The organism is Sphingomonas sp. G-3-2-10 (assembly GCF_012927115.1).
In the GTDB taxonomy this organism is placed as follows: domain Bacteria; phylum Pseudomonadota; class Alphaproteobacteria; order Sphingomonadales; family Sphingomonadaceae; genus Sphingomonas.
Genome location: NZ_JABBFY010000001.1, coordinates 1,147,472 through 1,172,126 on the forward strand (window position 1 = coordinate 1,147,472; position 24,655 = coordinate 1,172,126).

Below are 24,655 nucleotides of genomic sequence, written 5' to 3' on the forward strand. Positions count from 1 at the left end.
CCAAGCGCGATGTCGCTAAGCGCGCGCCATGAGCGACCCCGAAAGCTACACTTACGCCCAGGCAGGCGTGTCCATCGAAGCCGGCAACGCGCTGGTCCGCGCCATCGCGCCCCTCGCCCGTTCGACCCGCCGCCCCGGCGCGGATGCCGATCTCGGCGGGTTCGGCGGCGTCTTCGACCTGAAGGCCACCGGCTACAAGGATCCGCTGCTCGTCGCCGCGAACGACGGCGTCGGCACCAAGCTGAAGCTGGCGATCGAGAGCGGCCGCCACGAAGGCGTCGGGATCGATCTCGTCGCGATGTGCGCCAACGATCTGATCGTGCAGGGCGCCGAACCGCTGTTCTTCCTCGATTATTATGCCAGCGGAAAGCTCGACCAGCAGGTCGCGCAGACCGTCATCGCGTCGATCGCCGAAGGCTGCCGTCAGGCCGGCTGCGCGCTGATCGGCGGCGAGACCGCCGAGATGCCGGGCATGTATTCGGACGGCGACTACGATCTGGCCGGTTTCTGCGTCGGTGCGGTCGAGCGCGAGAATTTGCTCGACGGATCGAAGGTTGCGGCTGGCGATGTGATCCTCGGCCTCGCATCGGCAGGCGTTCACTCGAACGGCTTCTCGCTGGTCCGCCGCCTCGCCGCGGACAAGGGCTGGAAGCTCGACCGCCCTGCATTGTTCGATCAGGACGTGATCCTGATCGACGCGCTGATGGCGCCGACCAAAATCTATGTGAAGAGCCTGCTGCCTTCGGTGCAGGCCGGTCTGGTCCACGGCCTCGCCCACATCACCGGTGGCGGCCTGCTGGAGAATATCCCGCGCGTCCTGCCCGCCAATTGCCATGCCACCGTCGATGCCGATGCGTGGGACCAGCCGCGGCTGATGGCGTTCCTGCAGGCGCAGGGCAATATCGAGCCCGAAGAGATGGCCCGCACCTTCAACTGCGGCATCGGCATGGCGGTGATCGTGAGCGCGGATAATGTGACTGCGGTCACGGAAGCGCTGCAAGCTGCTGGCGAAACGGTGTTTTCGATCGGCACCGTCTCCGAAGGCCAGCGCGGCTGTACCGTGAAGGGCAGCGACGAAACCTGGGGCGGCCGGGGCGACTGGATCGCGACGCACAATCAATAATCCACCGTTCGCCCTGAGCTTGTCGAAGGGCAGTCCTCCTTCTCTCCCGAGGCAGGAAGAAAGAACGGTGCTTCGACAAGCTCAGCACGAACGGATGTCTGGAATGAAGCGCAAGGTAGGCATCCTCATCTCAGGCCGCGGCTCGAACATGATGTCGCTGGTCGAAGCGTCGCGGACGCCCGACTCGCCTTATGAAGTGGTGCTGGTCGCCAGCGACAAGCCCGACGCCGCCGGACTCGCATGGGCGAAGGAACAGGGCGTCCCGACCTTCGCGCATTCGCCCAAGGGCATTCCCAAGGCCGAATATGAAGCTGCGATCGACGCGGCGCTGCGTGAGGCCGGCGTCGAGGTGATCGCGCTGGCGGGCTATATGCGCCTCGTCTCCGACGCGTTCGTCGAGCGCTGGCGCGGGCGGATCGTCAATATCCACCCCTCGCTGCTGCCGCTGTACAAGGGCCTCGACACGCATCGCCGCGCGCTGGTGGCGGGCGACATGGAGGCCGGCTGCTCGGTCCATATCGTCACCGAGGAACTCGATGGCGGCGAAGTGCTCGGCCAGGCGCGCATTCGGATCGAAGCGCGCGATACGCCGGAAACGCTTGCCGAACGCGTGCTGAAGGAGGAGCATCGGCTCTATCCCAAAGTCCTTGCGGAGTTCGTATGCCGCTTAGCCCCGACCGTGACGCCATCCTGACCAAAGTCCGCGATCTGGCGCTGGCCCTTCCCGAAAGCGAGGAGCGGCCGAGCCATATGCAGCCGACCTTCTTCGCCGCGGGCAAGATGTTCGCGCAGTTCCGTCACGATCATCATGGCGACGACCGCACCGTGGTGATCGTCAAGACCGGCGATCCCGAGGAAGCCGTTTCGCTGATCGAGAGCATGCCCGATCTGTACAGCCGCCCGGCCTATTTCCGCGCCGGTTGGGTCTCGATCAATCTCGAGCCCGAGGACACCGATTGGGACCATGTCGGCGACCGGATCGCGCGCAGCTGGGAACTGGTCGCCCCGCGCCGCTTGCTCGAGGCCGGTGGGCGCTGATTTTCGGGGATATTTTCGGTTGCCCGCAAGTTGTTTCCACCAGCCCGGCAGTCCGCCGCGCGAAAGGAACCAACCATGACAGAGGCAGGCCACTCGATCGAGACAAAGGCTATTCCCGGTGTCGCCAGCGCCGAAGGCGGACAGGTGATCCTCGACGGTCCGAACGGAGTCGCGATCACCATGACGCCCGATGCGGCGGAAGGCACCGCCCGAAGTCTGCTCGTCGCCGCCGAAGTGGCGAAGCATCAGGAGCCGGGAGCCTAAAATCTTGCGTGGTCGCCACCGCCCCCGCCATAGAGGGGTCAGATGATCAAGGTTGCCAGTTACAACATGCGCAAGTCGATCGGTACCGATCGGCGGCGCCGGCCCGAACGCACGCTGCAAGTGCTGTGCGAGATCGGCGCGGACGTGGTCGCGCTGCAGGAAGCGGATCGCCGGTTCGGCACGCGCGCCGCGGTGATGACGTCACACCTGCTGCTCGAGCATAGCCCGTACAAGGCAATCTCGTTCGGCGCACGCGCGGCCAGCATGGGCTGGCACGGCAATGCGCTGCTGGTGCCGAAGGACGCCGAGGTCGTCGATTACGAGCAGATCCACCTGCCTGCGCTGGAGCCGCGCGGCGCGGTGATGGCCGATATCCGGATCAAGGGGACCACCTACCGCTTCGTCGGGATGCATCTCGACCTGTCCGGCCTGTGGCGGCGGCGGCAGGCGCACGCGATCATCACGCACATCCAGTCGAGCACGCATCAGCGCCCGACGGTACTGATGGGCGACCTGAACGACTGGACCGCCGGATCGGGCTGTCTCAAGGATTTCGCCAATCATTACACCTTCGCCGAGACGGGACGGAGCTTCCATGCGCGCCGGCCGGTCGCGAAGCTCGACCGGATCATGGCGACGCCGGACCTGCGCATCACTTCGGCCGGGGTGCATGACAGCCCGGCATCGCGTACAGCCTCGGATCATCTCCCCATCTGGGCGACGGTGGAGCAGGCCTGAGCGTGACGACGATCCATGAGCGCGAGCTGCGGCTCGCACTGGTTTGCTACGGCGGCATCAGTCTCGCCGTATATATGCACGGCATCAGCAAGGAGATCTGGCACCTCGCCCGCGCCAGCCGCGCTGCGCGCGACGGCGATACGCCCAGGACCGGCAGCGAAGGCGTGTATCACGCGATGCTGGGCGAGATTCAGGAAACCACCGGCGTCCGGCTTCGCGTGCTGGTCGACATCATCGCCGGTGCGAGTGCAGGCGGCATCAACGCAGTGTTCCTCGCGCAGGCGATCGCCACGGGCCAGTCGCTCGATCCGCTGACCGATCTGTGGATGGAGCATGCCGATGTCGAAGCGCTGCTCGCCCCCAGCCAGCGCCCGTCGCACAAGCTCGCCAAATTCTGGGCGATCCCGCTGGCGTGGATGGTCGCCAATCGCAGCAAGACGGTCGAGGCGACGGTCGAAGCCGCCGCGCGCGACGAAGTCCGGCTGAAGCTGGAGAAGTTCGTCCGCTCGCGCTGGTTCGAGCCGCCCTTCGGGGGCAAACAACTGCTCCACACCATCCTCGACGCGTTCGACGCGATGGCGAAGGCCCCGGCGGACAAAAGACTGCTGCCCGAGGGCCAGCCGCTCGATCTGTTCGTGACCGTCACCGATTTCCGCGGCCATGCCGAGCGGCTCCGCCTCAACTCCCCGCCGGAAGTGATGGAGACCGAGCATCGCCTCGTCTTCTCCTTCACCGATCATGGCGTGGCGAGCGAAGGCGAGTTCGCGCATGGCTGCGAGCTGGCCTTTGCCGCGCGGGCCACGTCGAGCTTCCCCGGCGCCTTCCCGCCCTTCACCGTCGCCGAGATGGACGAAGCGGTGAAGGAACGCGGCGCGAAATGGCCGGGCCGCGATGCGTTCCTCGAACATGCCTTGTCGCACCAGTGGCACGACAATCGCGCCGAGAAGGCGGTGCTGATCGACGGGTCGGTCCTCGCCAATGCGCCGTTCCGGCCCGCGATCGAAGCGCTGCGCGAGCGCCCGGCGCGGCGTCAGGTCGACCGCCGCTTCGTGTTCATCGATCCGTTCCCCGACGGCCGTCTGGCGCTGTACGGCGAGAAGACCGAGACGCCGGGCTTCTTCCAGACGATCATCGGCGCGCTTTCCGAACTGCCCCGCGAACAGCCGATCCGCGACAATCTGGAGGAGATCGCGGCGCGATCGAACCGGATCGAGCAGATGCTGGCGATCATCGGCGAAATCCGCACCGAAGTGGAAACTCAGGTCGAGGCGTTGTTCGGCTACACATTGTTCATGGACTATCCGACGCCCAAGCGGCTCGCGGCATGGCGCCGGCGCGCCCAGATCGCGGCGGCGGCCAAGGCGGGATACGGGCACACCGCCTATGGCTTGCTCAAGGTCAATGGCGCGATCGATCGCACCGCGCGCCTGCTCTACCAGATCGGCGACCGTCATGGGCCGGAGCGGCTGCGCGAAATCCGCGATCTGGTGGCCAGATCGGTGCGCGAGCGCGGCCAGTCGCAATTCGGTGCCACCCAATCCAACGGCGCCAGCCCCGAGACGCTGGAATTCCTGCGCGCGCACGATCTGGGCTTCCGGATCCGGCGCTTGCGGCTCCTCGCCCGCCGCCTGACCGATATCGACCTGCCCGGATCGCATGCCGAACTGCTGCCCATGCGCGAGGCGATCTATGATTCGCTGGCCGCCTATCTGGAGTGCAAGCGCGCCGACACTTTCTCCGATCTCAAGCCGTTGGTGCGCGATCTGAGCGAGGATGCCGGGCCGCTGCTTGACGAAGTGGCGGCGCGAATGGGCCTCAAGGCGCTAGACGCCGCCACCGACGCGCGGCTGTCGGAGGGGTTCAGCCAGCTTTCGCGCGAACTGCGCCGCCCGCTGCTGCTCGCGCATCTCGGCTTCCCCTTCTTCGACATCGCAACCCTGCCGATCCTGCAGGGCGAGGGCGTGGACGAGTTCGACCCGATCCGCGTCGATCGGATCGCGCCGGACGACGCCTGCGCGATCCGATCCGGCGGGGCGAAGGAGACGCTGAAGGGCATCCAGTTCAACAGCTTCGGCGCGTTCTTCAGCCGCGCCTATCGCGAGAACGACTATCTGTGGGGCCGCCTCCACGGCGCGGACCGGCTGGTGGACATCATCCTGTCCACCCTGCCCCCTTCGAACTGCCTGCCCCAGACCCGCATCGCCGAGATCAAGAAGGCCGCGTTCCACGCGATCCTCGACGAAGAGGAGCCGCGGCTGAAGGCCGTGCCGGGCCTGTTCGACGAGCTGAGAGCAGAGATCGGCTGAACCTCCTTCTCCCCTTGTGGGAGAAGGAAGGGGCCCGCTCGCGAAGCGAGTGGGAAGGATGAGGGGGACTGAGTCTCACTCCCCTCACCCTTCCGCGAACTTCGTTCGCTCCCTCCCTCTCCCACAAGGGGAGAGGGAACGCTGGTCAAATTGACCCACCCGTCCTAAGCTCGTTTCGCTCAAGGTCGCGAAGGAAGGGAGCGGAATGCGGTTTCTGAAGGTGCTGTTCTGGCTGTTGCTGGGCGGCCTCGTCGCGGCCTTCGTGATCTACAACGGCAATGAACGCGTCGCCATCCACCTGTGGGGCGGACTGATCGCCGATTTCAGCCTGCCAGTGATGCTGATCCTCGTCTTCCTGCTGGGCTTCCTGCCGATGCTGCTCGCCTATCACGGCCTGCGCTGGCGCAGCCGCCAGCGGATCGCCGGACTGGAGCGCGCGCTGACCGATATCCGCGCGGTGACGCCCCCGGCCCCGACCGCCGCGCCCGAAGCAATTCCCGCGCCGGCCGCAGCCCCCGCTACCAGCCTGTTCCCGGAGCAGGGCGCATGAGCACGCCGCTCTACGTCGCGCTCGACACCCCCGATCTGGAACGCGCCAAGGCGCTGGCCACCCGCGTGCGCAAGCATGTCGGCGGGATCAAGCTGGGCCTCGAATTCTTCATGGCCAATGGCCGCCACGGCGTCCACGAAATGGCCGAGATCGGCTTGCCGATCTTCCTCGACCTGAAGTTCCACGACATTCCCAACACCGTCGGCAAGGCGATCCAGGCGCTGCGTCCGCTCAATCCGGCGATCCTGACGGTCCACGCCGCCGGCGGCCGATCGATGATGGAAGACGCCAAGGCCGCTGCGCCCAGCGGCACCAAGGTGGTCGCGGTGACCATGCTCACCAGCCTCGATTCGAGCGACCTGACCTCAATCGGCCTCGCGCCGGACCCGCACGAGCAGGTGATGCGCCTGACCGAACTGGCCCGCGAATCGGGCGTGGACGGCATCGTCTGCTCGGGCGCAGAAGTCGCCGCCGCGAAGAAGCTGTGGCACGACGGGTTCTTCGTCGTCCCCGGCGTCCGCCCCGCGGACGGGCCTGTGGGCGATCAGAAGCGCGTGGTCACGCCGCGCGCCGCGCTCGACGCCGGTGCGTCGATCCTCGTGGTCGGCCGCCCGATCACGCAGGCCGAAGATCCGGACCTCGCCGCACGCGCGATCGAAGCGACGCTTTGATGAAGGCCCTGCTCGCGATCGGGATCGCAGCGCTCACGATCGCGGCGGCACCGCAGGATGCGGAGCGCCCGATCGAGCTGAAGGGCAAGTGTGAGCTCAATGCGACGCTGCCCAACATGATGAAGCAGCGCGACGGCGCGGAACGGGTGACGACTGTGGAATGCGATCGCGTCGTCATCCATCCGGGCAAGCAGGCCGTGTTCTACAAGGGCGGCAAACCGGTCGCCACGTTCGAGGGCCATGCGGGCGACCAGACCGATATCACGATGGATCGCGTCTCGATCGGCGGATCGGCGCCCGCCGCGACCAGCAACGGACGCTGCCGCATCTACAAAAACGACAATCTGGGCGAGCTGATGATGCTCTGCTTCGCGGTCTATCGCGAAGGATCGAGCACGCTCGGCGCCGTCGCGACCTTCAGCGCACCGACGCGCTGAGGCCGCCGCTCCCGCGGCCTACTGCACCTTCATCGCACGCCCTTCGGCGATCGGGATCTCGGAACCATAGGATTTTGCCGGGGCGGCCTGACGTTCGCAGATGATGTCGCTCGTCTTCAGGCCGTTGGCGCCGGACGTCGGGGTCCAGGTGCGGGTGCCTGCTCCCGATCCCGTCTGCTTTCCGCTGGCATCGTAGAGCCAGATGAATTCGGTCCGGAATCGCGGCTGGGTGCAATCCACCGTCATGCGAAAGCGGAAGGCGTCCACGCCGTCCCGCGATTCCGGGTAGATCATCGCAAGATCCGCAGTCCGGACACCGTCATCGCCGGGAACGACGCTCTTGGCGTCCAAGAATACCGCTCCGCCGCCACTCTCCTTGTCGAGGAAGCGCCAGTCCTGCGCCTGAGCCGGCGCGGCCAGTGCGATGCCCGCAAGGATACATGCCGTCCGAATCATGATTTTGCCCCTCTGTGTCCCGACACGCATATCGCACGGCACGATGCGCTCCTATAGGCTGGCGTGATGCACAAGGTTCCCGACATCCGCCCCGCCACGCGAGACGACCTCCCTGCGCTCCATCCGGTGATCGAGCGCGCCTATCGCGGCGACACCGCCCGCGCGGGCTGGACCCACGAGGCGGACCTGCTGAGCGATCAGCGCACCGATCTCGACACGTTGCGCGGGCTGATCGACGATCCCGCCAGCCGCCTGCTGATCGCGCGCGACGGCGATACCGTGCTCGGCTGCGTCAATGTGCAGGATCGCGGAGAGGGCATCGCCTATCTCGGCCTGCTCTGCGTCGATCCCGAGCTTCAGGCCGGCGGCATCGGCAAGCATCTGGTCGCTGCCGCCGAAGCCGAGGCGCGCGAGAGCTTCGGCGCAACCGCGATGGAAATGACCGTTATCGACCAGCGCACCGAGCTGATCGCTTACTACGAGCGGCGCGGCTACGCTGCGTCCGGCGAGCGCCGCGACTTCCCCGTGCCGGTGACGCCGCCCTTATTCATGACGGTGCTGGTCAAGCCACTGGGCTAAGGCTCCATGCTCAATTGGAAGTCGGGCTAATAGATTGGGATTCTAAGACAATCCCTCTCTCTTGATGGTCACCCCCACCCCACCCTCCCCCATCAAGGGGGAGGGCTGATCGCCCTTTCCATCTGCACCGCATCTAATTGAGGTCTGACCCTAAGCCGCCCAGTTACTTCGGCGAGGCCGGGGAACCGATCAGCGAACGGCCATGAGCGATCGGCGGCGCGCTTCCGTGGCTCTCCGCCGCCAGTTTCGCACCCTTGCACACGATGTCGAAGGCCGGGCGATAGAGGCCGTTCGACGCAATCTCGTTCCAGCGCGGATCGGATCCGACGTCCTGCACGACCTTGCCCGAGCCATCATAGCTCGTGGCGTTCAGACCGTGCCAGCGTTCGGTGCTGCAGTCATATTCCATCTGCGCCGCCACGCCGCTCGCATCGCCGGGCAAGCCGTTCATCATCAGGAAGATCGTGGCGCTGGGATGCGGATTCCCGCTGGTGATGCTGCCCGCGTCGATGAAGACCACGGCGTCCTTGTCGTCGCTGACCGAAAGCAGGCGCCAGTCCTGCGCCTGAGCCGCGACCGGCGCCATCAGCGCCGCAGCCAGCAAGATCGCTCGAATCATCCACGCCCTCCCCGATGGCGCGAGGCTAGTCCAGCTTCCACCCCGCGCAAGCCATTCTGCGTTCCCATGACCGATGCTTGCCCCTATGGGCCACGCCATGCCGGTTACCGCCAAGATCTGTGGCCTTTCGACGCCCGAAACGCTCGACGCCGCGATCGGCGGCGGGGCGAGCCATGTCGGCTTCGTGTTCTTCCCGCCCTCCCCGCGCAATCTCGACTTCGCGCAGGCGCGCGGGCTTGCGGCGCGGGTGCCGTCGCATGTCGGCAAGGTCGGGGTGTTCGTCGATCCCGACGATGCTGTGCTGGAAGCGGCGTTGCCCGCGATCGACGCGGTCCAGCTCCACAAGGTGACGCCCGAGCGGGCCGCCGCGGTCCGGGCGCGCGTGCCGGTATGGGTCGCGGTCGCGGTCAAGACGCGCGCGGACCTGAACGCCGCGGCCGCCTTTCACGGCGCGGCCGACCGCATCCTGTATGACGCGAAGACGCCGGATAACGCGAAGCTGCCCGGGGGCATGGGCCTGCGCTTCGACTGGACACTGCTGCAGGGCTTTCGCCACCCGCTGCCTTGGGCGCTCTCCGGGGGTCTCGACCCGGCCAATGTCGCCGAAGCGATCCGGATCACCGGCGCGACGCTGGTGGACGTTTCTTCAGGTGTCGAATCCGCTCCGGGTATCAAGGATGTGGACAAGATCGCCGCATTCCTTAAGGCGGTTTCGCAATGAAGACGCTGATCCTGCCGGCCACGCACACCGCGATTCGATGGCGCTGATCGCTTGAAGCGACCCGACCACCGTATCGAGAGACAGCGACCATGACCGATTCCATCACCCTGCCCAATTCGCTCCGCAACCTGCCTGACGAGCGCGGCCATTTCGGCCAGTTCGGCGGCCGCTTCGTCGCCGAGACGCTGATGCCGCTGATCCTCGATCTGGAGCGCGAATATCGCGCGGCGAAGACCGACCCGGCGTTCCAGGCCGAGTTCGACGATCTGCTCGAACATTATGTCGGCCGCCCCAGCCCGCTTTATTATGCCGAGCGGCTGACGGAACATTATCGCGACGGCGCGCCCGCGGGCATGGGTGCGAAAATCTATTTCAAGCGCGAAGAGCTGAATCACACCGGCGCGCACAAGATCAACAATTGCATCGGCCAGATCCTGCTCGCCCGCCGCATGGGCAAGACGCGGATCATCGCGGAGACGGGTGCGGGCCAGCATGGCGTGGCCACCGCCACCGTCGCCGCGCGCTTCGGCCTGCCGTGCACGATCTTCATGGGCGCGGTCGACGTCGCGCGGCAGCAGCCCAACGTGTTCCGCATGAAGCTGCTCGGCGCCGAAGTGGTGCCGGTCACCAGCGGCGCGCAGACGCTGAAGGATGCGATGAACGAAGCGCTTCGCGACTGGGTCGCGAACGTCCACGACACCTTCTACATCATCGGCACCGCCGCCGGCCCGCACCCCTATCCCGAACTGGTCCGCGACTTTCAGAGCGTGATCGGCACCGAAGCCCGCGCGCAGATCCGGAAGGCCGAGGGCAAGCTGCCCGACCTGCTGATCGCGGCCGTGGGCGGCGGATCGAACGCGATCGGCCTGTTCCATCCCTTCCTCGACGATGCCGACGTCGCGATGATCGGCGTCGAAGCCGCGGGACATGGCGTCGAGACCGGCCAGCACGCGGCAAGCCTGAACGGCGGCGTTCCCGGCATCCTGCACGGCAACCGCACCTATCTGCTCCAGGACGAAGACGGCCAGATCACCGAGGCGCATTCGATCTCGGCCGGCCTCGACTATCCCGGCATCGGCCCCGAACATAGCTGGCTGCACGAGAGTGGCCGGGTGACGTATGAGCCGATCACCGACACGCAGGCCCTCGACGCGTTCCAGCTCTGCTGCAAGCTGGAGGGGATCATCCCCGCGCTGGAAAGCTCGCACGCACTGGCGGCATTGGAAACCAACGCACTGAAATATCGTGACGATCAGATCATCATCGTCAACGTCTCGGGCCGCGGCGACAAGGACATCTTCACCGTCGCCGAGGCGCTCGGGGTAAAGCTGTGAGCATTCGTACCCGGCGCCATATCCGCCGCCGCGCCGATCTTCCGCCGGTGCCTTATCACCGCTGGATCCGGCCGGTGGCGACTTTCGTCATCCTGCTCGGGATCGGCGTGGTGGTTCCGGCGATGTATTTTCGCGGCGCGCAATGGACCGGCATCGCCGGCGGCGTGCTGTTCGCCGTGATCGCCACTGCGCTCGTGGAAGTTGTCCGCTCGCGCAAATCCAGCCGCAAGCCTCGCCGAAAGCGCCCCGCATGAGCACGCGTCTCTCCGCCGCCTTTGCCAAGGGGCATCCCGCCCTGGTCTGCTTCATCACCGCCGGTGATGGCGACACCGCCGCCAATCTCGACGCGCTGGTTGCCGGCGGGGCGGACGTGATCGAGCTGGGCATGCCCTTCACCGATCCGATGGCCGATGGCCCGGCGATTCAGGCTGCCAATCTGCGCAGTCTGGCCAAGGGCACCCGCACCGTCGACGTGCTCGCCATCGCCAGCGCCTTCCGCCAGCGTCACCCGGAAACCCCGCTGGTGCTGATGGGCTATGCCAATCCGATGACCGTGCGCGGGCCGGACTGGTTCGCCGGCGCCATCGCCGAAGCCGGCGTGGACGGCGTGATCTGTGTCGACATCCCGGCGGAGGAAGACGACAGCCTCGGCGCGAGCCTGCGCGCCGCTGGTGTCGCCAATATCCGCCTCGCCACGCCGACCACCGACATCGCCCGCCTGCCCGCTGTGCTCGATGGCGCCAGCGGGTTCCTCTATTACGTCTCGGTCGCCGGCATCACCGGGCTCCAGCAAGCGGCGCAGGACAGCATCGAAAGCGCGGTCGGCCGGCTCAAGTCCGCCACGGACCTGCCCGTCGCGGTCGGCTTCGGCGTACGCACGCCCGATCAGGCCGCCGCCATCGCCCGCGTGGCGGACGGCGTCGTGGTCGGCTCCGCGATCATCGAAATCATCGCCGAACATGGCGAGGGTGCGCCGGAACCCGTTCGCGCCTATATCCATTCGCTCAAGTCGGCGATCGTCGCCGCCAAGGAAGTCGCATGACCTGGATCTCACGCGTCCGCAACGCGCTCGCCTATGTCACCAAGCGGGAGACGCCCGACAATCTCTGGCACAAGTGCAAGGGATGCGGGACGATGGTGTTCCTCAAGGAGCTCGAGGAAAACCAGAGCGTCTGCCCGCATTGCGATTTCCATGAGCGCATCGGCCCGGCCGAACGCTTCGAAGCGCTGTTCGACGAAGGCTATACCGTCCTTCCCAGCCCGAAGGTCGCCGAGGATCCGCTGCGGTTCCGCGACCAGAAGCCCTATCCGGTCCGCCTGAAGGCCGCGCGCACCGCAACCGGCGAGAGCGACGCGTTCATCAACGCCAGCGGCACGATCCTCGGCCGCCGTGCGGTGATCGGCGTGCAGGATTTCGCCTTCATGGGCGGATCGATGGGCCAGGCCGTGGGCGAAGCGTTCATCGCCGGCGTCGAAGCCGCGATCGGCGCCCGCGCGCCATACATTGTCTTCACCGCATCGGGCGGCGCGCGGATGCAGGAAGGCATCCTGTCGCTGATGCAGATGCCGCGCACCACCGTGGCGATCGAGATGCTCCACGACGCGGGCCTGCCCTATATCGTTGTGCTGACCGATCCGACCTCGGGCGGCGTGATGGCCGCCTATGCGATGCTGGGCGATGTCCAGATCGCCGAACCGCGCGCCACCCTCGCCTTCACCGGCCGCCGCGTGATCGAGAACACGATCCGCGAAAAGCTGCCCGACGATTTCCAGACCTCGGAATATTATTACGATCACGGGCTGGTCGATATGGTCACCCATCGCAAGCAGCTGCGCGAGACGCTGGGTCAGTTGATCGGCCTGCTGTGCGAGGCGAAGAAGGCGGCCTGATCTTCTTGAGCCTCTCCTCTTCAGAGGAGGGGTTGGGGTGGAGGAGTCCTTCCTGGCCCCGGCCTCTGCGAGGCGATGACTGCCCCACCCAACCCCTCCCCTGAAGGGGAGGGGCTAAGAAAAAGCCATGCCCGATCACGCCACCTCCTCCTCGCCCGCGGTCCAGGCCCAGCTCGACCGGCTGACCGCGCTTTCGCCCGGCGCCGATATCCTCGGCCTCGAGCGCATCACCGCGTTGCTCGACCGGATCGGCAATCCGCATCGCAAGCTGCCGCCGGTGTTCCACGTCGCCGGCACCAACGGCAAGGGCTCGACCTGCGCCTTCCTGCGCGCCGCGCTCGAAGCCGGGGGCAAGACCGTCCATGTCTATTCCAGCCCGCACCTCGTCCGGTTCAACGAGCGAATCCGGATCGCGGGCAAGCTGATCGAAGACGACGCGCTTGCCGTCCTGCTTTCCGAAGTGCTCGATCATGCCGAGGGGATCGGCGCCAGCTTCTTCGAAGTGACCACTGCCGCCGCCTTCCTCGCATTCTCGCGCACGCCGGCGGATGCCTGCGTCATCGAGGTCGGCCTGGGCGGGCGGCTCGACGCGACCAACGTCATCCCCAATCCCGCGATCACCGGCATCGCCCAGTTGGGCATCGATCACGAAGCGTTCCTCGGCAACACCGCCGAGGACATCGCGGCCGAGAAGGCCGGGATCGCCAAGCGCGGCACGATGCTGGTGACGATGCGCTATCCCGATTCGGTGGCGAACCGCATCCGCAAGGTGGCCGACGCGGCCGGCGCGGTGGTGATCGCCGAGGGCGAGGCATGGCGCTACACCGCCACTGCCCAGGCCATCCGCTTCGCCGATGCCCGCGAGACGATCGTCGCGCCGCTGCCCGCGCTCGCCGGACCGCACCAGCCCGCCAACTATGCCCTCGCGCTCGCGATGCTGCGTTATCAGAAGGCCGTGCCCATCTCGCTCGGCGCGCTGATCGAAGCTTCGAGCCGCGCCCGCTGGCCCGCGCGGATGCAGCGGCTGCGCAAGGGGCCGCTGACCGCGCACCTGCCGCCCGACAGCGAGCTGTGGCTCGACGGCGGCCACAATCCCGCAGCCGCGAAAGTCATCGCCGATGCCATCTGGCAAGTCGCACAGGGCCGCCCGATCCACCTCATCCTCGGCATGTTGGAAAACAAGGATGCCGAGACGCTGATCTGGCACTTCGCGTCGCGGATCGCGTCGCTGACGGCCGTGCCGGTCGAGGGTCATGCGCATCACTATCCCGGCCATCTCGCCGAGATCGCGCGCGAAATGGGTACGCCCGTCACCGAGATGGAAAAGGACGTCCCCACCGCCCTTGCCCGCCTGCCGCACGGCGGCAAGCCCTCGGTCGTGCTGGTGCTCGGCTCGCTCTATCTCGCCGGCAAGGTGCTGGAGGCCAACGGCGAACTGCCCGACTGACGCGGCTCGGCGCAATGCCGCACCGCATCACGTTATTGCGATTGACTATCAATAGCGAACTCGCAAGACTGGATTCCGTACCCACGCCGGAGTCCTCGAATGCACGCCAGCTCGACCCTCACCGCCGCGCTTCCCGCCGTCCAGTCGGACGATCCCGGTGCACGGCTCATGCTCTTCGGTATCCGCCAGATGGGTGCGCATGGCCTCAACGACGCCTGCGCCGCCCATGCCTTCGTCACCGCCTTTGGGAGGGGCTTCCAGCGCCCGCTGGTCCTGCTGCGCGCGCTCATGGCGGAAATGTCCGCGGCATCGGCCCGCCCGGTCCAGATCGCGCCGTGGTGCTGCCCGCGCATGACCGCAGCCGAATCGGCCCTGCTCTCGGCCCTGGGCCGGGTCCGCACCAATCCCCAGGCCGCGTCGCTGCTGCTTGGTGACCTGCTCGGCTTGCGCGATCCTGGCGGCATCGTCGCGACGACCCATGCGCTGTCGAACGCCTTCGCCGATATGGGCCTGCCCCTGCCGGGCTAAGCGACGCCCCGCGCGCGCAGATCGCGCAGGGTGTCCATCGCCCATTTGTACATGCCGGCCTCGGCCGCGCGCTGATGCCGGTCGAGGTGGCGCATCCGGCGCTCCACTTCCTCCAGCACCTTCAGCGCCTTGCGGTCCCATCCCCGCTCGATCAGCAGCGCTGCGTAGCGGCATCGCGCCTCCTCGCCCGGCAGGCGCGTGACGACATCCTCGTACAGCGCCAGCGCCTCGTCCTTGCGCCCGAGATGATCGAGCGCCCGCGCGCGAAGCATCGTCATGCGATCGCGCTCGCCCTGCGTGCCCGAACTACCGATCGTGTCGAGCAACGCCAGCGCTTCCGCCCCCTGCCCGGTCTCGAACAGCGAAGCAGCGAGCTTTCCCTGCGTCCGCGGATCGATATCGCCCGCGGTCCGGTCGATCGCTTCGCGATAGATCGGGATGGCTTCGTCGTGCCGCCCCAGCGCCGCGAGCGCATCGGCCAGCCGCATCCGGTTCGCGGCGGTGTCGGCCAGATCGAGCGCATCGCGCGCCGCCCGCACCTCGCGCTCGGGATCGATCGCAGCGATCACGTTGGCCTTCGCCGTCCGCACATGCCGGTTGCCCTGCATGCCAGGCAGCACTTCGACGACGAAATAGGCGATCGCACCGACCACCGGCAGGAAGATCAGCGCGGTGAGCCACATCTGGTTCCGGCCGGTCTTCACCAGATGGATGACGCACGCCACCTGCAGCGCGATGATCGCGAGATAGACGGGCACGGCGTCAGTCTTTCGCCGGCGCGGCTTCCTCCGCCCCCGCGCGCGCCTTGCGGACGCTTTCGACGACGAACCCCTTCTGCCACAGCACCCACAACAGGATCATGCCGGGAATGGCGACGACCGTGGTCATCACCCAGAAGCCGACCCAGCCCAGTTCCTCGGCCGCCCAGCCCGCGGGTGTCGACAGCCAGGTCCGCCCAACGCCCGCCAGCGCCGAGAGAAGCGCGAACTGCGTCGCCGTATAGGCGAGGCTCGACAGCCCGGAGAGATAGACCACGAAGATCGACAGGCCGAGGCCGCTGGTCACCTGCTCGGTCGCCACCGCGATCGTCAGCCACAGGTTCGAATGGCCCTGCGACGCGAGGATCGCGAAGGTCAGGTTGCTGATCATCATCAGCACGCCGGACACGAACAGGGCGCGTCCCATTCCCAGCCACGCCAGCAGCGGCGCGGACAGCGCGGTGCCGACGATCAGGCCCCAGAATCCGATCACCTTGTTGATCGCGATGAATTCGGTGTCGCTGAAGCCCAGCTCGACGATCATCGGATTGAGCATCGATTGCCCCATCGCGTCGCCCAGCTTGTAGATCAGCACGAACAGCAGGATCAGCACCGCGCCGCGCCGCTTCAGGAACTCGCGGAACGGGCCGATCAGGGTCGACTGGATCCACGCTCCCGCCGACTGGCGCTGGTGCGTCGCGATCACGCGGTCGTGCAGGCCCGACCCGGCCCAGAAGGATGCGATGATCGCGGGGATGATGCAGAAGCCGGTCAGGCCGTAGGCGGTCGCCCAGCCCAGCCCAAGCCCCTCGGGCGATGCCAGTGCGATCGTGCCCACGCCCGCCGCGAAGGCGCCGAGCCGGTATCCGAACTGGTTGTTGGCGGTGCCGTGCGCCAGTTCGTCCTCGCTGAGGATCTCGATGCGGTAGGCGTCGATGATGATGTCCTGCGTCGCGCCGAGAAAGGCGGTGGCGATCGCCCAGAAGGCGAACACGCCCAGATGCAGTTCGGGCTGGCTGGCACCGAGCATCCAGATCGAGACGAACAGCAGCGCCTGCACCGTGAACAGCCAAGCGCGGCGCTGACCGAAGATGCCGGTGAGGATAGGCAGCTTCAGCCGGTCGATCAGCGGCGCCCACAGGAATTTGAGCGTGTAGGGTGTGGTGAGGCCGATCGCGAAGCCGATCGTCTTCTTGTCGATCCCGACCTTGGCCAGCCAGAAGGTCATGGTGCCGAGCAGCAGCGCCAGCGGGAAACCGCTCGAAATGCCGAGCAGCAGCGCCGCCAGCGGACGCGGCTTCAGATAGGGAAGCAGCGCGGCGCCGAAACCGCCCTTGCCTTCCTCGAACGTGCTGCCCGTCGTCATCCCTTGCTCCCTTACCCCGTTGGGGCGAAACTAGCGCCAAAACCGGCGAACGCCAGTGGGAGAGGATAATGAACGCGCGGGTTCCGACCGAGGGGCAATTGGCGCTCGCCGCGCAGCTTGCGGCAGGCGGCTCGCGCGGCGCGACGGGCATCACCTATGTCGATGCCTCGGCCTATGTTAGCGAAGCCCGCTATGCCGCCGAGCAGCAGCGCATCTTTGCCCGCCACCCGCTGGTGATCGCGCCGTCCGCGCTGTTGCCCGAACCCAATATGGCCGTGCCGCATGACGGCTTCGGCAAGCCGATGCTCGTCACGCGCGACAAGGATGGCGCCGCGCATGTGTTCCTCAACGTCTGCCAGCATCGCGGGACGCGGCTGGTCGAGGGATGCGAGGCGGTGAAGTCGCCGCGGCTCGTCTGCCCCTATCATGCCTGGACCTACAAGCTGGATGGCAGCCTGACCGGAATGCCGCGCCCCGAAACCTTTCCCGGCCTCGACAAGAGCGCGCACGGGCTCAAGCGCCTGCCCACCTTCGAAGCCGGCGGGCTGATCTGGTTCGCCTTCGACGAGGACGCCGATTTCGCCGGGCCCGAGACGCTCGCGCATGATTTCGAAGCGTTCGACCTTGCCGGACAGCACCTGTTCCGCCGCCGCACCCACGACGTGAAGGCGAACTGGAAGCTGATCATGGACGCCTTCCTCGAATCCTATCACGTCACCCGCCTCCACGCCGCGACGATCGGGCCGTTCTTCAAGGATGGCGTGACCACCGCCGACACGATCGGCCCGCATCAGCGCAGCGCGGTCGGCCGCGATTCCGCGCATGAGGCATTGTCGTCGAGCGACTGGGCGGTGCTGCGCGGGGCGATCACCTACACCTATCAGATGTTCCCCGGCACGGTGCTGATCGTCAGCCCGGATTACATCAACCTGATGGTGCTGATGCCGCAGGCGGTCGACCGCGTGCTGGTCGAGGATTTCATGCTGATCCCCGAGCCGCCCGCGACCGAGAAGGCGCTGGCGCATTGGGAAAAGAGCTGGAACCTGCTCGACGGCGGCGTCTTCGCCAGCGAGGATTTCCGCGCGGCCGAACTCGGCCAGCAGGGGCTGGCGTCGGGCGCGATCGACCGGATGACGCTGGGCACGCTCGAACTGGGCGTGCGCAACTTCCACGACGCGGTGGAGGGAGCTCTCTGAATGCCCTCTCCCATTGGGAGAGGGAGGAGGCGCGAAGCGCCGGAAGGGTGAGGGCGACTGGACGAGGTGACTTAAGCCACATCATCCTTCCCACGCCTTCGGCGCGGGACCCTTCCTTCTCCCAATGGGAGAAGGAATTATGCCGCTTGCGCGAACAGGCTGAAGCTGCCGGGCAGGCGCTTGGGCTTCTTCCCCTCGACCACCGCTTCGATCGCATCGATCGCGCCAAGCAGGTCGCGCTGCGGATAGGGCTTGGACAGGCATCCCGCCGCCAGCGCCCGCGCATCGCCGGGGCAATTGCCGGTCACGAACAGGATCTGGATGCCGCGGGCATGCGCCGCCTTCGCCACATCGATTCCGCTGCCATCGGCCAGATTCACGTCGAGCAGCACCAGGTCGATCTCTTCGGCGGTATCGATCAGCGCCAGCGCATCCGCCACGCGATCGACCGTGCCGGCGATCTCGAACCCGGATTCACGCAGGAAATGCTCTGTGTCGAACGCGACCAGAGGTTCGTCCTCGACGATGAGAACATGTTCGATCCTGCGCTTCTTCTTTCCGAACAACATGGCCGATTACCCAAACCCGCACGGCCCAGAATGGCCCGCGCCTCAACGCTGTAACGCGCAACCTCTTTCCAGTGCCGCAATAATTTTTGTCTGCGCGCAGTTAATCGCTATAGCGCCCGCGTGTCCCAAACCAGTGATCCAAATCAGCAGCGCATCGCGAAGCTGCTCGCCCGTGCCGGAATCGCGTCGCGTCGAGAGATCGAACGCATGATCGCCGAGGGCCGCATCGCCCTGAACGGCAAGACGCTCGATACGCCCGCCACCGTCCTTGCGTCGCTCGAGGGCGTCACGGTGGATGGCCATCCCGTCGAAGCGCCCAAGGCCGCGCGCCTGTTTCGCTATCACAAGCCATCGGGCCTGCTCACCGCCGAGCGCGATCCGGCGGGCCGCCCGACCATCTATGACCGGATGCCGCAGGGCCTGCCGCGCGTGATGCCTGTGGGCCGGCTCGATCTGAATACCGAGGGCCTGCTGCTCCTCACCACCGATGGCGAGCTCAAGCGCGAGCTCGAACTGCCTGCCTCGGGCGTCGAGCGCAGCTACCGCGCCCGCGCCTATGGCAATGTGACGCAGGAGCAGCTCGAGGATCTGATGCTCGGCGTCGAGATCGAGGGCGTGCGCTACGGATCGATCAACGCGAACATCGAACGCCGCACCGGGGCCAATCTCTGGATCGAGATGACGCTGACCGAGGGCAAGAACCGCGAAGTCCGCCGCGTGCTCGAACATCTCGGGCTGCAGGTCAGCCGCCTGATCCGCACGCGCTATGGCCCGTTCCATCTCGGCGACCTGCCAACCGGCGATGTCGACGAGATCCGCCCGACCGATCTGGCCACCTTCCGCACCGTGTTGGGCAAGCCGGGCGGCGGCAAGGCGGCGTCGAACCTCCAGTTCGCGGTGCGCCAGCGCGTCGCGGCGCCCCCTCCGCCGCGCAGCGAAGCCGGGATCGAACCGGCTGGCCGGCGCACCAGCCGCCCGGATAACCGCCCCGGGCGAGCCCCTCGCCCCACGCCGGTTCGCGAAGACTATCGCCCCGATAACCGCCGTGGTCCGGCTCGTGAAGAACGCCCTGCCCGTGACGACGCGCGTCCCCAGCGCGGCCCGGTCCGCCGCGACGACCGCACCCCGTCCGGCGAACGCCCTCGCGGCTTTGCCCCGCGCGGTGCACCCGATCGCAGCGAACGCCCGGCGCGTGAGGGCGCCCGGCCCGACGCACGCCGCGGCACGGCGCGAAACGACGAGCGCAGCGCCGCCGAACCGCGCGCAGCTCGCTTCACCCCGCGCGTAACGCCGTCCGCCCGCACCGAGCGCCCGGCCCGTGAAGATGCCCGCCCGGTGGCCAACACCGCGCGCGCCGCAAGGGCCAAGGCGCATCGCGAGACCCGCGAGCCGCGCGAAGGCGATTTCGTCGATCGTCCGCGCAATCCGCGTCCGCCGCGCCCGACCAAGGGTCCGTCGGGAGGCAGAGGCAAGCCGTCCAGGCCCGCCCGGCCGCCAAGGACGCGCAAATAATGCGGATCATCGCCGGCACCTGGCGCGGCCGCCCGCTCGTCGCGCCCAAGGGCGACGCCACCCGTCCCACCGCCGATCGCACCCGCGAGGCTTTGTTCTCGATGCTGGTCAGCCGCGTCGGCAGCTTCGAGGATCTGGCGGTCGCCGATCTGTTCGCGGGCAGCGGCGCGCTTGGCCTCGAAGCCTTGTCACGCGGTGCAGGCTCATGCCTGTTCGTCGAGCAGGACAAGCCCGCGCTCGAAGCGCTCAAAGCCAATATCGCTAAGTTGGGCGCAAAGGCCGACATCCGCGCAACTTCGGTCATGGCCCTCGGCCCCGCCGCGAGGCCGCTCGACCTCATCATGATGGATCCGCCCTACGGCACGGGCGCGGGCAGCGTGGCGCTCGACAAACTCGCCCGGCTCGGCTGGACCGGCCCCGCGACCTGGGTCAGCCTCGAGACCGAAAAGGGCGAGGAACCGAGCGTCGCCGGCTTCGAAGTCGATGCCACCCGTGTTTACGGGAAGGCACGGCTGACCTTGCTTCGACCTGCCGCATAATTTCCGTTCCCCCTGTGCTTGTCGAAGGGCAGCCCTCCTCTTCGACCGATGGTCAGAAGAAAGAGCGGTGCTTCGACAAGCTCAACACGAACGGGAGGGATTGAACCGGCTCAAAGCACTCGCTTCGGCAGCAACGCCAGCCCGATCATGCTCAGCACGCCCGCGGCGACGAGGTAATAGCCCACCAGCCCGATCCCGCCTTCGCGCACCAGCGTCTCGGCGATCAGCGGGGTGAGGCCGCCGCCGATAATCCCGGCCAGGTTGAAGGTCACCGACACGCCGGTATAGCGCACCCGCGCCGGGAACAGACTGGGCAGCCAGCCGCCCAGCGGGCCATAGACCAGCCCCATCACGAACAGCGCCAGCGCCAGCCATGCGAACACGCCCCCCAGCGTGCCGCTATTCATCAGCGCTCCGATCCCCAGTCCCGCGATCATCGTCGCGATAAAGCCCCAGCGCAACACCGTGGACGCGCCGCCCTTGGCCTTGTCGGCCCAGGTGCAGGCGACGACGATGCCCAGCGCCATGAACAGGATCGCCACCAGTTCGACCGCGAGGAACGTCTCGCGATCATATTTCAGCACCTTGGTGCCATAGCCGATGATGAACACGGTCGAGATGTAGAACATCGCGAAACACGCCACCGCGCCCACCGTGCCCGCCAGCGTCGGGCGCAGATGATCTCGCAGCAATTCGCCGATCGGCACCCGGGGCGGCGGGGCCTTTTGCTGGGCCTCGACGAAATCGGGGGTCTCGGTGATCTTCAGCCGCACCCATAGGCCCACACCCACCAGCACCGCGCTGGCGAGGAACGGGATGCGCCAGCCCCAGTCGCGGAACTGGTCGTCGCTCAGGATCATGCCCAGGATCAGGAAGAAGCCGTTGGCGGCGATGAACCCGACCGGCGCGCCCATCGGCGGGAAGCCGCCATAGCGATAATACCAGCCCTTCGGTGCATTCTCCACAGCGAGCAGGCTCGCCCCGCCCCATTCGCCGCCAAGGCCGAAGCCCTGTCCGAACCGCAGCAGCGACAACAGGATCGGCGCGGTCAGCCCGATCATCGCATAGGTCGGCAGGAATGCGATCAGCACGGTCGAAATGCCCATCAGCATCAGCGACGCGACCAGCGTCGACTTGCGTCCCATCCGGTCGCCGAAATGCCCGAACACGATCCCGCCCAGCGGACGCGCGAAAAAGGCGATGCTGAAGCTGGCGTAGGAGAGCAACGTCGCGACGCCGGGATCTTCGGCAGGGAAGAACAGCGCCGGAAACACCAGCGCCGCTGCCGTCGCATAGATATAGAAATCGTAGAATTCGACCGCTGTGCCGACCAGGCTCGCGGACAGGATGCGCCGGTGCGACGCGGGTACGGTCTCTGCGGTCACTTCGGCTCCTCCCCCAAACCCTTCGTTCCGTCGCGTGGTCGCGATTGCGGGGGCCGCGGTCAAGCCTCGTTCATCTGCGCGACAGACAAGCCGACCTATTCGTTACGCATCCGACAGAGAAGCGAGAGGGAGGCGGGAATGCGCTATTACGACACGCACCGGCGACCGATCTTCGGCGCCCTTTTCGCGGTCGCAGCCGGCGTGATGGTCTGGCTGTCCAACCCGGTCGACCGGCTCAAGGCCGAAGTCCGCGCCGATACCAAGGGCTTCGTTCTCAGCCTCGAATATACCGCCAAGCTGGTCGGCTGAGCGCGCCTCAGGGCCCGCAGGTCCACAGCCCCTCGATCACCCGCCGCGCACCGTCCGCGCGGTCATAGGTCAGCGTCGCCGGAACCGGCGGCGATTCCCCGCTCTCCGCAGCTTTCTCGCCCGTCGGCGCGATGCGGATCGTCTTGCCCTTGCCCGAGAAGGTCACGCCGCGAACCATCGCGTTGAAGCCGCCGCCCGCGCTGAGCGGTTCGACATCGTCGCTGACCTTCACCACGCTCCACGCAGTCTCGTTCGGCCCGACATTGGCCTTGCCCAGCAACAGCGGCGCGGTGCTTGCGGACGTCGCGAAGCTGCACGCCAGTTCGCCCTCCAGCTTCGCGCCCTCCACATCGGCGGCGGTCAGCGGGTTCAGCACGATCTCCGATCCGTCACCGCCGATCGTCGCGCCGGAGGCGTTGCCCGCCACTTCCGGCGCTGGCGTCACGGCGGCTTCGTTGCGGATCGTCACTTCGGTGATCGAAATGTCGCGCTCCACGGTGTTGCTGGTGTTGCTCTCGGGCGAGGAACAGGCGGCGAGTACGCTGCCGGCGAGCAGCGCCGCGGCACCGCTGCGAAGCGACGTGCGATGGGGAAGGTTGGGAAACGTCATCGCCGCTCAACGCGCGCGGCCCCCGATCGGGTTCCGCGAATGCGGCGAAGCGTCAGTTCGCTCCGCTCGCCTTCACGATCGTCAGCAGCAGCCAGTACAGCCCGCCCGACAGCGCCATCGCCACCGGCAGCGTCAGCAGCCATGCCGCCGCCAATTGCATCAGCGTCTTCGCCTGAAGGCCTGCGCCATTGGCGACCGAAGCGCCTGCCACACCCGAGGACAGGATATGCGTGGTCGACACCGGCAGGCCGAGGCGATCCGCCGAAAGGATCGTCGCCGCGGCCACGATCTCGGCCGATGCGCCCATGCCATAGGTCATGTGCTGCTTGCCGATCTTCTCGCCCACGGTAATCACGATCCGCTTCCAGCCGATCATCGTGCCAAGGCCCAGCGCGATCGCGACCACGATCTTCACCCACAGCGGTATGTAGCGCGTGCCGGATTCGAGCTTGGTCTGATACGCCTTCACCGCGCTGGTATCGGCTTCGGTAAAGTCGGCCGGCGGCTTCTTGGCGACGAGGCGCAGGCTGTCGAGCACCAGATACATGTCGTTGCGCACGTTCGAGGTCGCTTCGGCAGGCACCGCGCTCAGCGAGCCATAGCCCTGCACGCGCGTGGTCAGGTCGCGCGACAGGGCTTCGAGTGCGGCATAGGTCTGCGGCGCTTCGATCTTGCGGTTCTGCAGCGCGCTGGTCAGCTTTGCGCGGGCATCCGCGACCGGAATATCGATCTGCCCGCCGCGCGCGTCGAACACCGCGGTCGCGGCATTGGCGGTCTGAACGAAAGCCGGAGTCTCGCTCGCTGGCGCCGTACGGTTCAGCGCGTAAGCCGTCGGCGCGCATCCGATCAGGATCAGCATGATCAGGCCCATGCCCTTCTGGCCGTCATTCGATCCGTGGCTGAACGACACGGCGGTGCAGGTCAGGATCAGCAGCGCGCGAATGCCCCTGGGCGGCGGCGCATTGCCCTCGGGCGCCTTGTAGAGCTTGGGATTGCGCACCAGCATCTTGAGCACGAAGAACAGCAGCACCGCGGCGAAGAAGCCGATCAGCGGCGCCATCCACAGGCCCGTCAGCACCTTCTGCGCCTGGCTCCAGTCGACGCCCGCCGTGCCGCCGCGCGATCCGGCCTGAATCAGCTGGTTGGCGAAGCCGACGCCCAGCACCGACCCGATCAGCGTGTGGCTCGAGCTGTTGGGCAACCCGACATACCAGGTCGCGAGGTTCCACAGCACCGCCGCCAGCAGCAGCGCGAAGATCATCGCGAAGCCCGCCGACGATCCGACGTTGAGGATCAGATCCACCGGCAGCAGGGTAATGATCGAATAGGCCACCGCCCCGCTGGCGAACATCACGCCGAGGAAGTTGAAGATGCCCGACCAGACCACGGCAAAGTGCGCCGGCATCGAATTGGTGTAGATCACCGTCGCGACGGCGTTCGCGGTGTCGTGGAAGCCGTTCACGAACTCGAAGCCCAGCGCGATCAGCAGCGCCACGGCGAGGAATGCGAACACGCCCAGCGCCAGATGCTCGCCGGCCATCGCCGTGTCGGTGAACACGCTCCAGCCTGCGAACACCAGACCACCGACCAGCAAGCCTGCGAACAGCAGCTTCGCCAGCGGGTGGGTCTCATAGTCGAATCGGGGAGCCGCCGGCGTTTCGGCCGTCGGGGCTAGGTCCAGTGCGAGCGTGGCCATATGCCGCGCCTCTG

The 24,655-nt window shown here is 66.9% G+C and carries 29 protein-coding genes; 21 read left to right on the plus strand and 8 right to left on the minus strand.

Features of this window, described 5'->3' with window-relative positions:
• Positions 1-28: 28 nt before the first annotated feature.
• From purM to HHL13_RS05825, 9 genes are all read left to right on the plus strand, one after another.
• Complete coding sequence (gene purM / locus HHL13_RS05785) at positions 29-1,123, plus strand: phosphoribosylformylglycinamidine cyclo-ligase (protein ID WP_169554771.1); 1,095 nt, start codon at positions 29-31, stop codon at positions 1,121-1,123.
• Between the two features lie 94 nt (positions 1,124-1,217).
• On the plus strand, positions 1,218-1,817 hold the full coding sequence (gene purN, locus HHL13_RS05790) for a phosphoribosylglycinamide formyltransferase (RefSeq protein ID WP_169554772.1): 600 nt from the start codon (positions 1,218-1,220) through the stop codon (positions 1,815-1,817).
• The gene (locus HHL13_RS05795; RefSeq protein WP_169554773.1) at positions 1,784-2,161 is read left to right on the plus strand and encodes an MmcQ/YjbR family DNA-binding protein; all 378 of its coding nucleotides are present in this window, start codon (positions 1,784-1,786) and stop codon (positions 2,159-2,161) included. Before purN ends, HHL13_RS05795 begins: the two co-directional genes overlap by 34 nt.
• Before the next feature lie 75 nt (positions 2,162-2,236).
• Complete coding sequence (locus tag HHL13_RS05800) at positions 2,237-2,425, plus strand: hypothetical protein (protein ID WP_169554774.1); 189 nt, start codon at positions 2,237-2,239, stop codon at positions 2,423-2,425.
• A gap of 42 nt (positions 2,426-2,467) precedes the next feature.
• Entirely contained in the window at positions 2,468-3,163 is a 696-nt protein-coding gene (locus HHL13_RS05805) for an endonuclease/exonuclease/phosphatase family protein (RefSeq protein WP_169554775.1), read from the plus strand.
• A gap of 11 nt (positions 3,164-3,174) precedes the next feature.
• Positions 3,175-5,469: a patatin-like protein gene (locus HHL13_RS05810; RefSeq protein ID WP_169556789.1), complete on the plus strand. Its 2,295-nt coding sequence runs from the start codon at positions 3,175-3,177 to the stop codon at positions 5,467-5,469.
• Between the two features lie 205 nt (positions 5,470-5,674).
• Positions 5,675-6,019, plus strand: a complete 345-nt coding sequence (locus tag HHL13_RS05815; RefSeq protein ID WP_240953634.1) for a lipopolysaccharide assembly protein LapA domain-containing protein — start codon at positions 5,675-5,677, stop codon at positions 6,017-6,019.
• The gene (gene pyrF / locus HHL13_RS05820) at positions 6,016-6,690 is read left to right on the plus strand and encodes an orotidine-5'-phosphate decarboxylase (protein ID WP_169554776.1); all 675 of its coding nucleotides are present in this window, start codon (positions 6,016-6,018) and stop codon (positions 6,688-6,690) included. Before HHL13_RS05815 ends, pyrF begins: the two co-directional genes overlap by 4 nt.
• A complete protein-coding gene (locus HHL13_RS05825) occupies positions 6,690-7,127 on the plus strand; it encodes a hypothetical protein (protein ID WP_169554777.1) in 438 nt (145 codons plus the stop codon). The genes pyrF and HHL13_RS05825 overlap by 1 nt, the downstream gene beginning before the upstream one ends.
• Positions 7,128-7,145: 18 nt before the next feature.
• Here HHL13_RS05825 and HHL13_RS05830 read toward each other — a convergent pair whose 3' ends face one another.
• A complete protein-coding gene (locus HHL13_RS05830; RefSeq protein WP_169554778.1) occupies positions 7,146-7,583 on the minus strand; it encodes a hypothetical protein in 438 nt (145 codons plus the stop codon).
• A gap of 66 nt (positions 7,584-7,649) precedes the next feature.
• Between HHL13_RS05830 and HHL13_RS05835 the strand changes: the two genes are divergently transcribed.
• The gene (locus HHL13_RS05835; protein ID WP_169554779.1) at positions 7,650-8,162 is read left to right on the plus strand and encodes a GNAT family N-acetyltransferase; all 513 of its coding nucleotides are present in this window, start codon (positions 7,650-7,652) and stop codon (positions 8,160-8,162) included.
• Between the two features lie 163 nt (positions 8,163-8,325).
• On the opposite strand, the gene HHL13_RS05840 is transcribed toward HHL13_RS05835, so the two are convergent.
• Positions 8,326-8,781 carry a surface-adhesin E family protein gene (locus HHL13_RS05840; protein WP_169554780.1) on the minus strand — a complete coding sequence of 152 codons (456 nt, stop codon included), beginning with the start codon at positions 8,779-8,781 and terminating at the stop codon, positions 8,326-8,328.
• Positions 8,782-8,878: 97 nt separating this feature from the next.
• Here HHL13_RS05840 and HHL13_RS05845 point away from each other — a divergent pair, with 97 nt between their 5' ends.
• The 7 genes from HHL13_RS05845 to HHL13_RS05875 all read left to right on the plus strand — a co-directional run bounded on the left by HHL13_RS05845 (position 8,879) and on the right by HHL13_RS05875 (position 14,701).
• The gene (locus HHL13_RS05845) at positions 8,879-9,502 is read left to right on the plus strand and encodes a phosphoribosylanthranilate isomerase (RefSeq protein ID WP_169554781.1); all 624 of its coding nucleotides are present in this window, start codon (positions 8,879-8,881) and stop codon (positions 9,500-9,502) included.
• An 89-nt stretch (positions 9,503-9,591) separates the two neighbouring features.
• The gene (gene trpB, locus HHL13_RS05850) at positions 9,592-10,836 is read left to right on the plus strand and encodes a tryptophan synthase subunit beta (protein ID WP_169554782.1); all 1,245 of its coding nucleotides are present in this window, start codon (positions 9,592-9,594) and stop codon (positions 10,834-10,836) included.
• Positions 10,833-11,090, plus strand: coding sequence for a hypothetical protein (locus HHL13_RS05855; protein ID WP_169554783.1), 258 nt, complete (start codon positions 10,833-10,835; stop codon positions 11,088-11,090). Before trpB ends, HHL13_RS05855 begins: the two co-directional genes overlap by 4 nt.
• Positions 11,087-11,878: a tryptophan synthase subunit alpha gene (gene trpA, locus HHL13_RS05860; protein ID WP_169554784.1), complete on the plus strand. Its 792-nt coding sequence runs from the start codon at positions 11,087-11,089 to the stop codon at positions 11,876-11,878. Before HHL13_RS05855 ends, trpA begins: the two co-directional genes overlap by 4 nt.
• The gene (accD, locus tag HHL13_RS05865; RefSeq protein ID WP_169554785.1) at positions 11,875-12,726 is read left to right on the plus strand and encodes an acetyl-CoA carboxylase, carboxyltransferase subunit beta; all 852 of its coding nucleotides are present in this window, start codon (positions 11,875-11,877) and stop codon (positions 12,724-12,726) included. The genes trpA and accD overlap by 4 nt, the downstream gene beginning before the upstream one ends.
• Before the next feature lie 127 nt (positions 12,727-12,853).
• A complete protein-coding gene (locus HHL13_RS05870; protein ID WP_169554786.1) occupies positions 12,854-14,173 on the plus strand; it encodes a folylpolyglutamate synthase/dihydrofolate synthase family protein in 1,320 nt (439 codons plus the stop codon).
• 99 nt (positions 14,174-14,272) lie between these two features.
• Entirely contained in the window at positions 14,273-14,701 is a 429-nt protein-coding gene (locus tag HHL13_RS05875; protein WP_169554787.1) for a DUF6628 family protein, read from the plus strand.
• Here HHL13_RS05875 and HHL13_RS22460 read toward each other — a convergent pair.
• Both HHL13_RS22460 and HHL13_RS05885 read right to left on the minus strand, forming a co-directional pair.
• A complete protein-coding gene (locus HHL13_RS22460; protein WP_169554788.1) occupies positions 14,698-15,459 on the minus strand; it encodes a tetratricopeptide repeat protein in 762 nt (253 codons plus the stop codon). The genes HHL13_RS05875 and HHL13_RS22460 overlap by 4 nt on opposite strands.
• Before the next feature lie 4 nt (positions 15,460-15,463).
• Entirely contained in the window at positions 15,464-16,825 is a 1,362-nt protein-coding gene (locus tag HHL13_RS05885) for an MFS transporter (protein WP_169554789.1), read from the minus strand.
• Between the two features lie 68 nt (positions 16,826-16,893).
• Here HHL13_RS05885 and HHL13_RS05890 point away from each other — a divergent pair, with 68 nt between their 5' ends.
• Positions 16,894-18,021, plus strand: a complete 1,128-nt coding sequence (locus HHL13_RS05890) for an SRPBCC family protein (protein WP_169554790.1) — start codon at positions 16,894-16,896, stop codon at positions 18,019-18,021.
• A 137-nt stretch (positions 18,022-18,158) separates the two neighbouring features.
• Here HHL13_RS05890 and HHL13_RS05895 read toward each other — a convergent pair whose 3' ends face one another.
• The gene (locus HHL13_RS05895) at positions 18,159-18,590 is read right to left on the minus strand and encodes a response regulator (RefSeq protein WP_169554791.1); all 432 of its coding nucleotides are present in this window, start codon (positions 18,588-18,590) and stop codon (positions 18,159-18,161) included.
• A 120-nt stretch (positions 18,591-18,710) separates the two neighbouring features.
• On the opposite strand from HHL13_RS05895, the gene HHL13_RS05900 reads away from it, so the two are divergent.
• Entirely contained in the window at positions 18,711-20,102 is a 1,392-nt protein-coding gene (locus HHL13_RS05900; RefSeq protein WP_346775484.1) for a pseudouridine synthase, read from the plus strand.
• On the plus strand, positions 20,102-20,641 hold the full coding sequence (gene rsmD, locus HHL13_RS05905; protein ID WP_169554792.1) for a 16S rRNA (guanine(966)-N(2))-methyltransferase RsmD: 540 nt from the start codon (positions 20,102-20,104) through the stop codon (positions 20,639-20,641). The genes HHL13_RS05900 and rsmD overlap by 1 nt, the downstream gene beginning before the upstream one ends.
• Before the next feature lie 110 nt (positions 20,642-20,751).
• Here the strand turns inward: rsmD and HHL13_RS05910 are convergent, their stop codons facing one another.
• Entirely contained in the window at positions 20,752-22,026 is a 1,275-nt protein-coding gene (locus tag HHL13_RS05910; RefSeq protein WP_169554793.1) for an MFS transporter, read from the minus strand.
• A 138-nt stretch (positions 22,027-22,164) separates the two neighbouring features.
• On the opposite strand from HHL13_RS05910, the gene HHL13_RS05915 reads away from it, so the two are divergent.
• The gene (locus HHL13_RS05915) at positions 22,165-22,335 is read left to right on the plus strand and encodes a hypothetical protein (RefSeq protein ID WP_169554794.1); all 171 of its coding nucleotides are present in this window, start codon (positions 22,165-22,167) and stop codon (positions 22,333-22,335) included.
• A gap of 7 nt (positions 22,336-22,342) precedes the next feature.
• Here HHL13_RS05915 and HHL13_RS05920 read toward each other — a convergent pair whose 3' ends face one another.
• Entirely contained in the window at positions 22,343-22,945 is a 603-nt protein-coding gene (locus HHL13_RS05920) for a hypothetical protein (protein ID WP_169554795.1), read from the minus strand.
• 52 nt (positions 22,946-22,997) lie between these two features.
• Positions 22,998-24,641, minus strand: a complete 1,644-nt coding sequence (locus HHL13_RS05925; RefSeq protein ID WP_169554796.1) for an inorganic phosphate transporter — start codon at positions 24,639-24,641, stop codon at positions 22,998-23,000.
• Positions 24,642-24,655 lie beyond the last annotated feature (14 nt).

Bases quoted from the DNA above. Each gene is read 5' to 3' on its own strand.
- purM (WP_169554771.1), top strand. From the start codon at position 29: ATGAGCGACCCCGAAAGCTACACTTACGCCCAGGCAGGCGTGTCCATC.
- purN (WP_169554772.1), top strand. From the start codon at position 1,218: ATGTCTGGAATGAAGCGCAAGGTAGGCATCCTCATCTCAGGCCGCGGC.
- HHL13_RS05795 (WP_169554773.1), top strand. From the start codon at position 1,784: ATGCCGCTTAGCCCCGACCGTGACGCCATCCTGACCAAAGTCCGCGAT.
- HHL13_RS05800 (WP_169554774.1), top strand. From the start codon at position 2,237: ATGACAGAGGCAGGCCACTCGATCGAGACAAAGGCTATTCCCGGTGTC.
- HHL13_RS05805 (WP_169554775.1), top strand. From the start codon at position 2,468: ATGATCAAGGTTGCCAGTTACAACATGCGCAAGTCGATCGGTACCGAT.
- HHL13_RS05815 (WP_240953634.1), top strand. From the start codon at position 5,675: ATGCGGTTTCTGAAGGTGCTGTTCTGGCTGTTGCTGGGCGGCCTCGTC.
- pyrF (WP_169554776.1), top strand. From the start codon at position 6,016: ATGAGCACGCCGCTCTACGTCGCGCTCGACACCCCCGATCTGGAACGC.
- HHL13_RS05825 (WP_169554777.1), top strand. From the start codon at position 6,690: ATGAAGGCCCTGCTCGCGATCGGGATCGCAGCGCTCACGATCGCGGCG.
- HHL13_RS05830 (WP_169554778.1), bottom strand. From the start codon at position 7,583: ATGATTCGGACGGCATGTATCCTTGCGGGCATCGCACTGGCCGCGCCG.
- HHL13_RS05835 (WP_169554779.1), top strand. From the start codon at position 7,650: ATGCACAAGGTTCCCGACATCCGCCCCGCCACGCGAGACGACCTCCCT.
- HHL13_RS05840 (WP_169554780.1), bottom strand. From the start codon at position 8,781: ATGATTCGAGCGATCTTGCTGGCTGCGGCGCTGATGGCGCCGGTCGCG.
- HHL13_RS05845 (WP_169554781.1), top strand. From the start codon at position 8,879: ATGCCGGTTACCGCCAAGATCTGTGGCCTTTCGACGCCCGAAACGCTC.
- trpB (WP_169554782.1), top strand. From the start codon at position 9,592: ATGACCGATTCCATCACCCTGCCCAATTCGCTCCGCAACCTGCCTGAC.
- trpA (WP_169554784.1), top strand. From the start codon at position 11,087: ATGAGCACGCGTCTCTCCGCCGCCTTTGCCAAGGGGCATCCCGCCCTG.
- accD (WP_169554785.1), top strand. From the start codon at position 11,875: ATGACCTGGATCTCACGCGTCCGCAACGCGCTCGCCTATGTCACCAAG.
- HHL13_RS05870 (WP_169554786.1), top strand. From the start codon at position 12,854: ATGCCCGATCACGCCACCTCCTCCTCGCCCGCGGTCCAGGCCCAGCTC.
- HHL13_RS05875 (WP_169554787.1), top strand. From the start codon at position 14,273: ATGCACGCCAGCTCGACCCTCACCGCCGCGCTTCCCGCCGTCCAGTCG.
- HHL13_RS05885 (WP_169554789.1), bottom strand. From the start codon at position 16,825: ATGACGACGGGCAGCACGTTCGAGGAAGGCAAGGGCGGTTTCGGCGCC.
- HHL13_RS05890 (WP_169554790.1), top strand. From the start codon at position 16,894: ATGAACGCGCGGGTTCCGACCGAGGGGCAATTGGCGCTCGCCGCGCAG.
- HHL13_RS05895 (WP_169554791.1), bottom strand. From the start codon at position 18,590: ATGTTGTTCGGAAAGAAGAAGCGCAGGATCGAACATGTTCTCATCGTC.
- rsmD (WP_169554792.1), top strand. From the start codon at position 20,102: ATGCGGATCATCGCCGGCACCTGGCGCGGCCGCCCGCTCGTCGCGCCC.
- HHL13_RS05915 (WP_169554794.1), top strand. From the start codon at position 22,165: ATGCGCTATTACGACACGCACCGGCGACCGATCTTCGGCGCCCTTTTC.
- HHL13_RS05920 (WP_169554795.1), bottom strand. From the start codon at position 22,945: ATGACGTTTCCCAACCTTCCCCATCGCACGTCGCTTCGCAGCGGTGCC.
- HHL13_RS05925 (WP_169554796.1), bottom strand. From the start codon at position 24,641: ATGGCCACGCTCGCACTGGACCTAGCCCCGACGGCCGAAACGCCGGCG.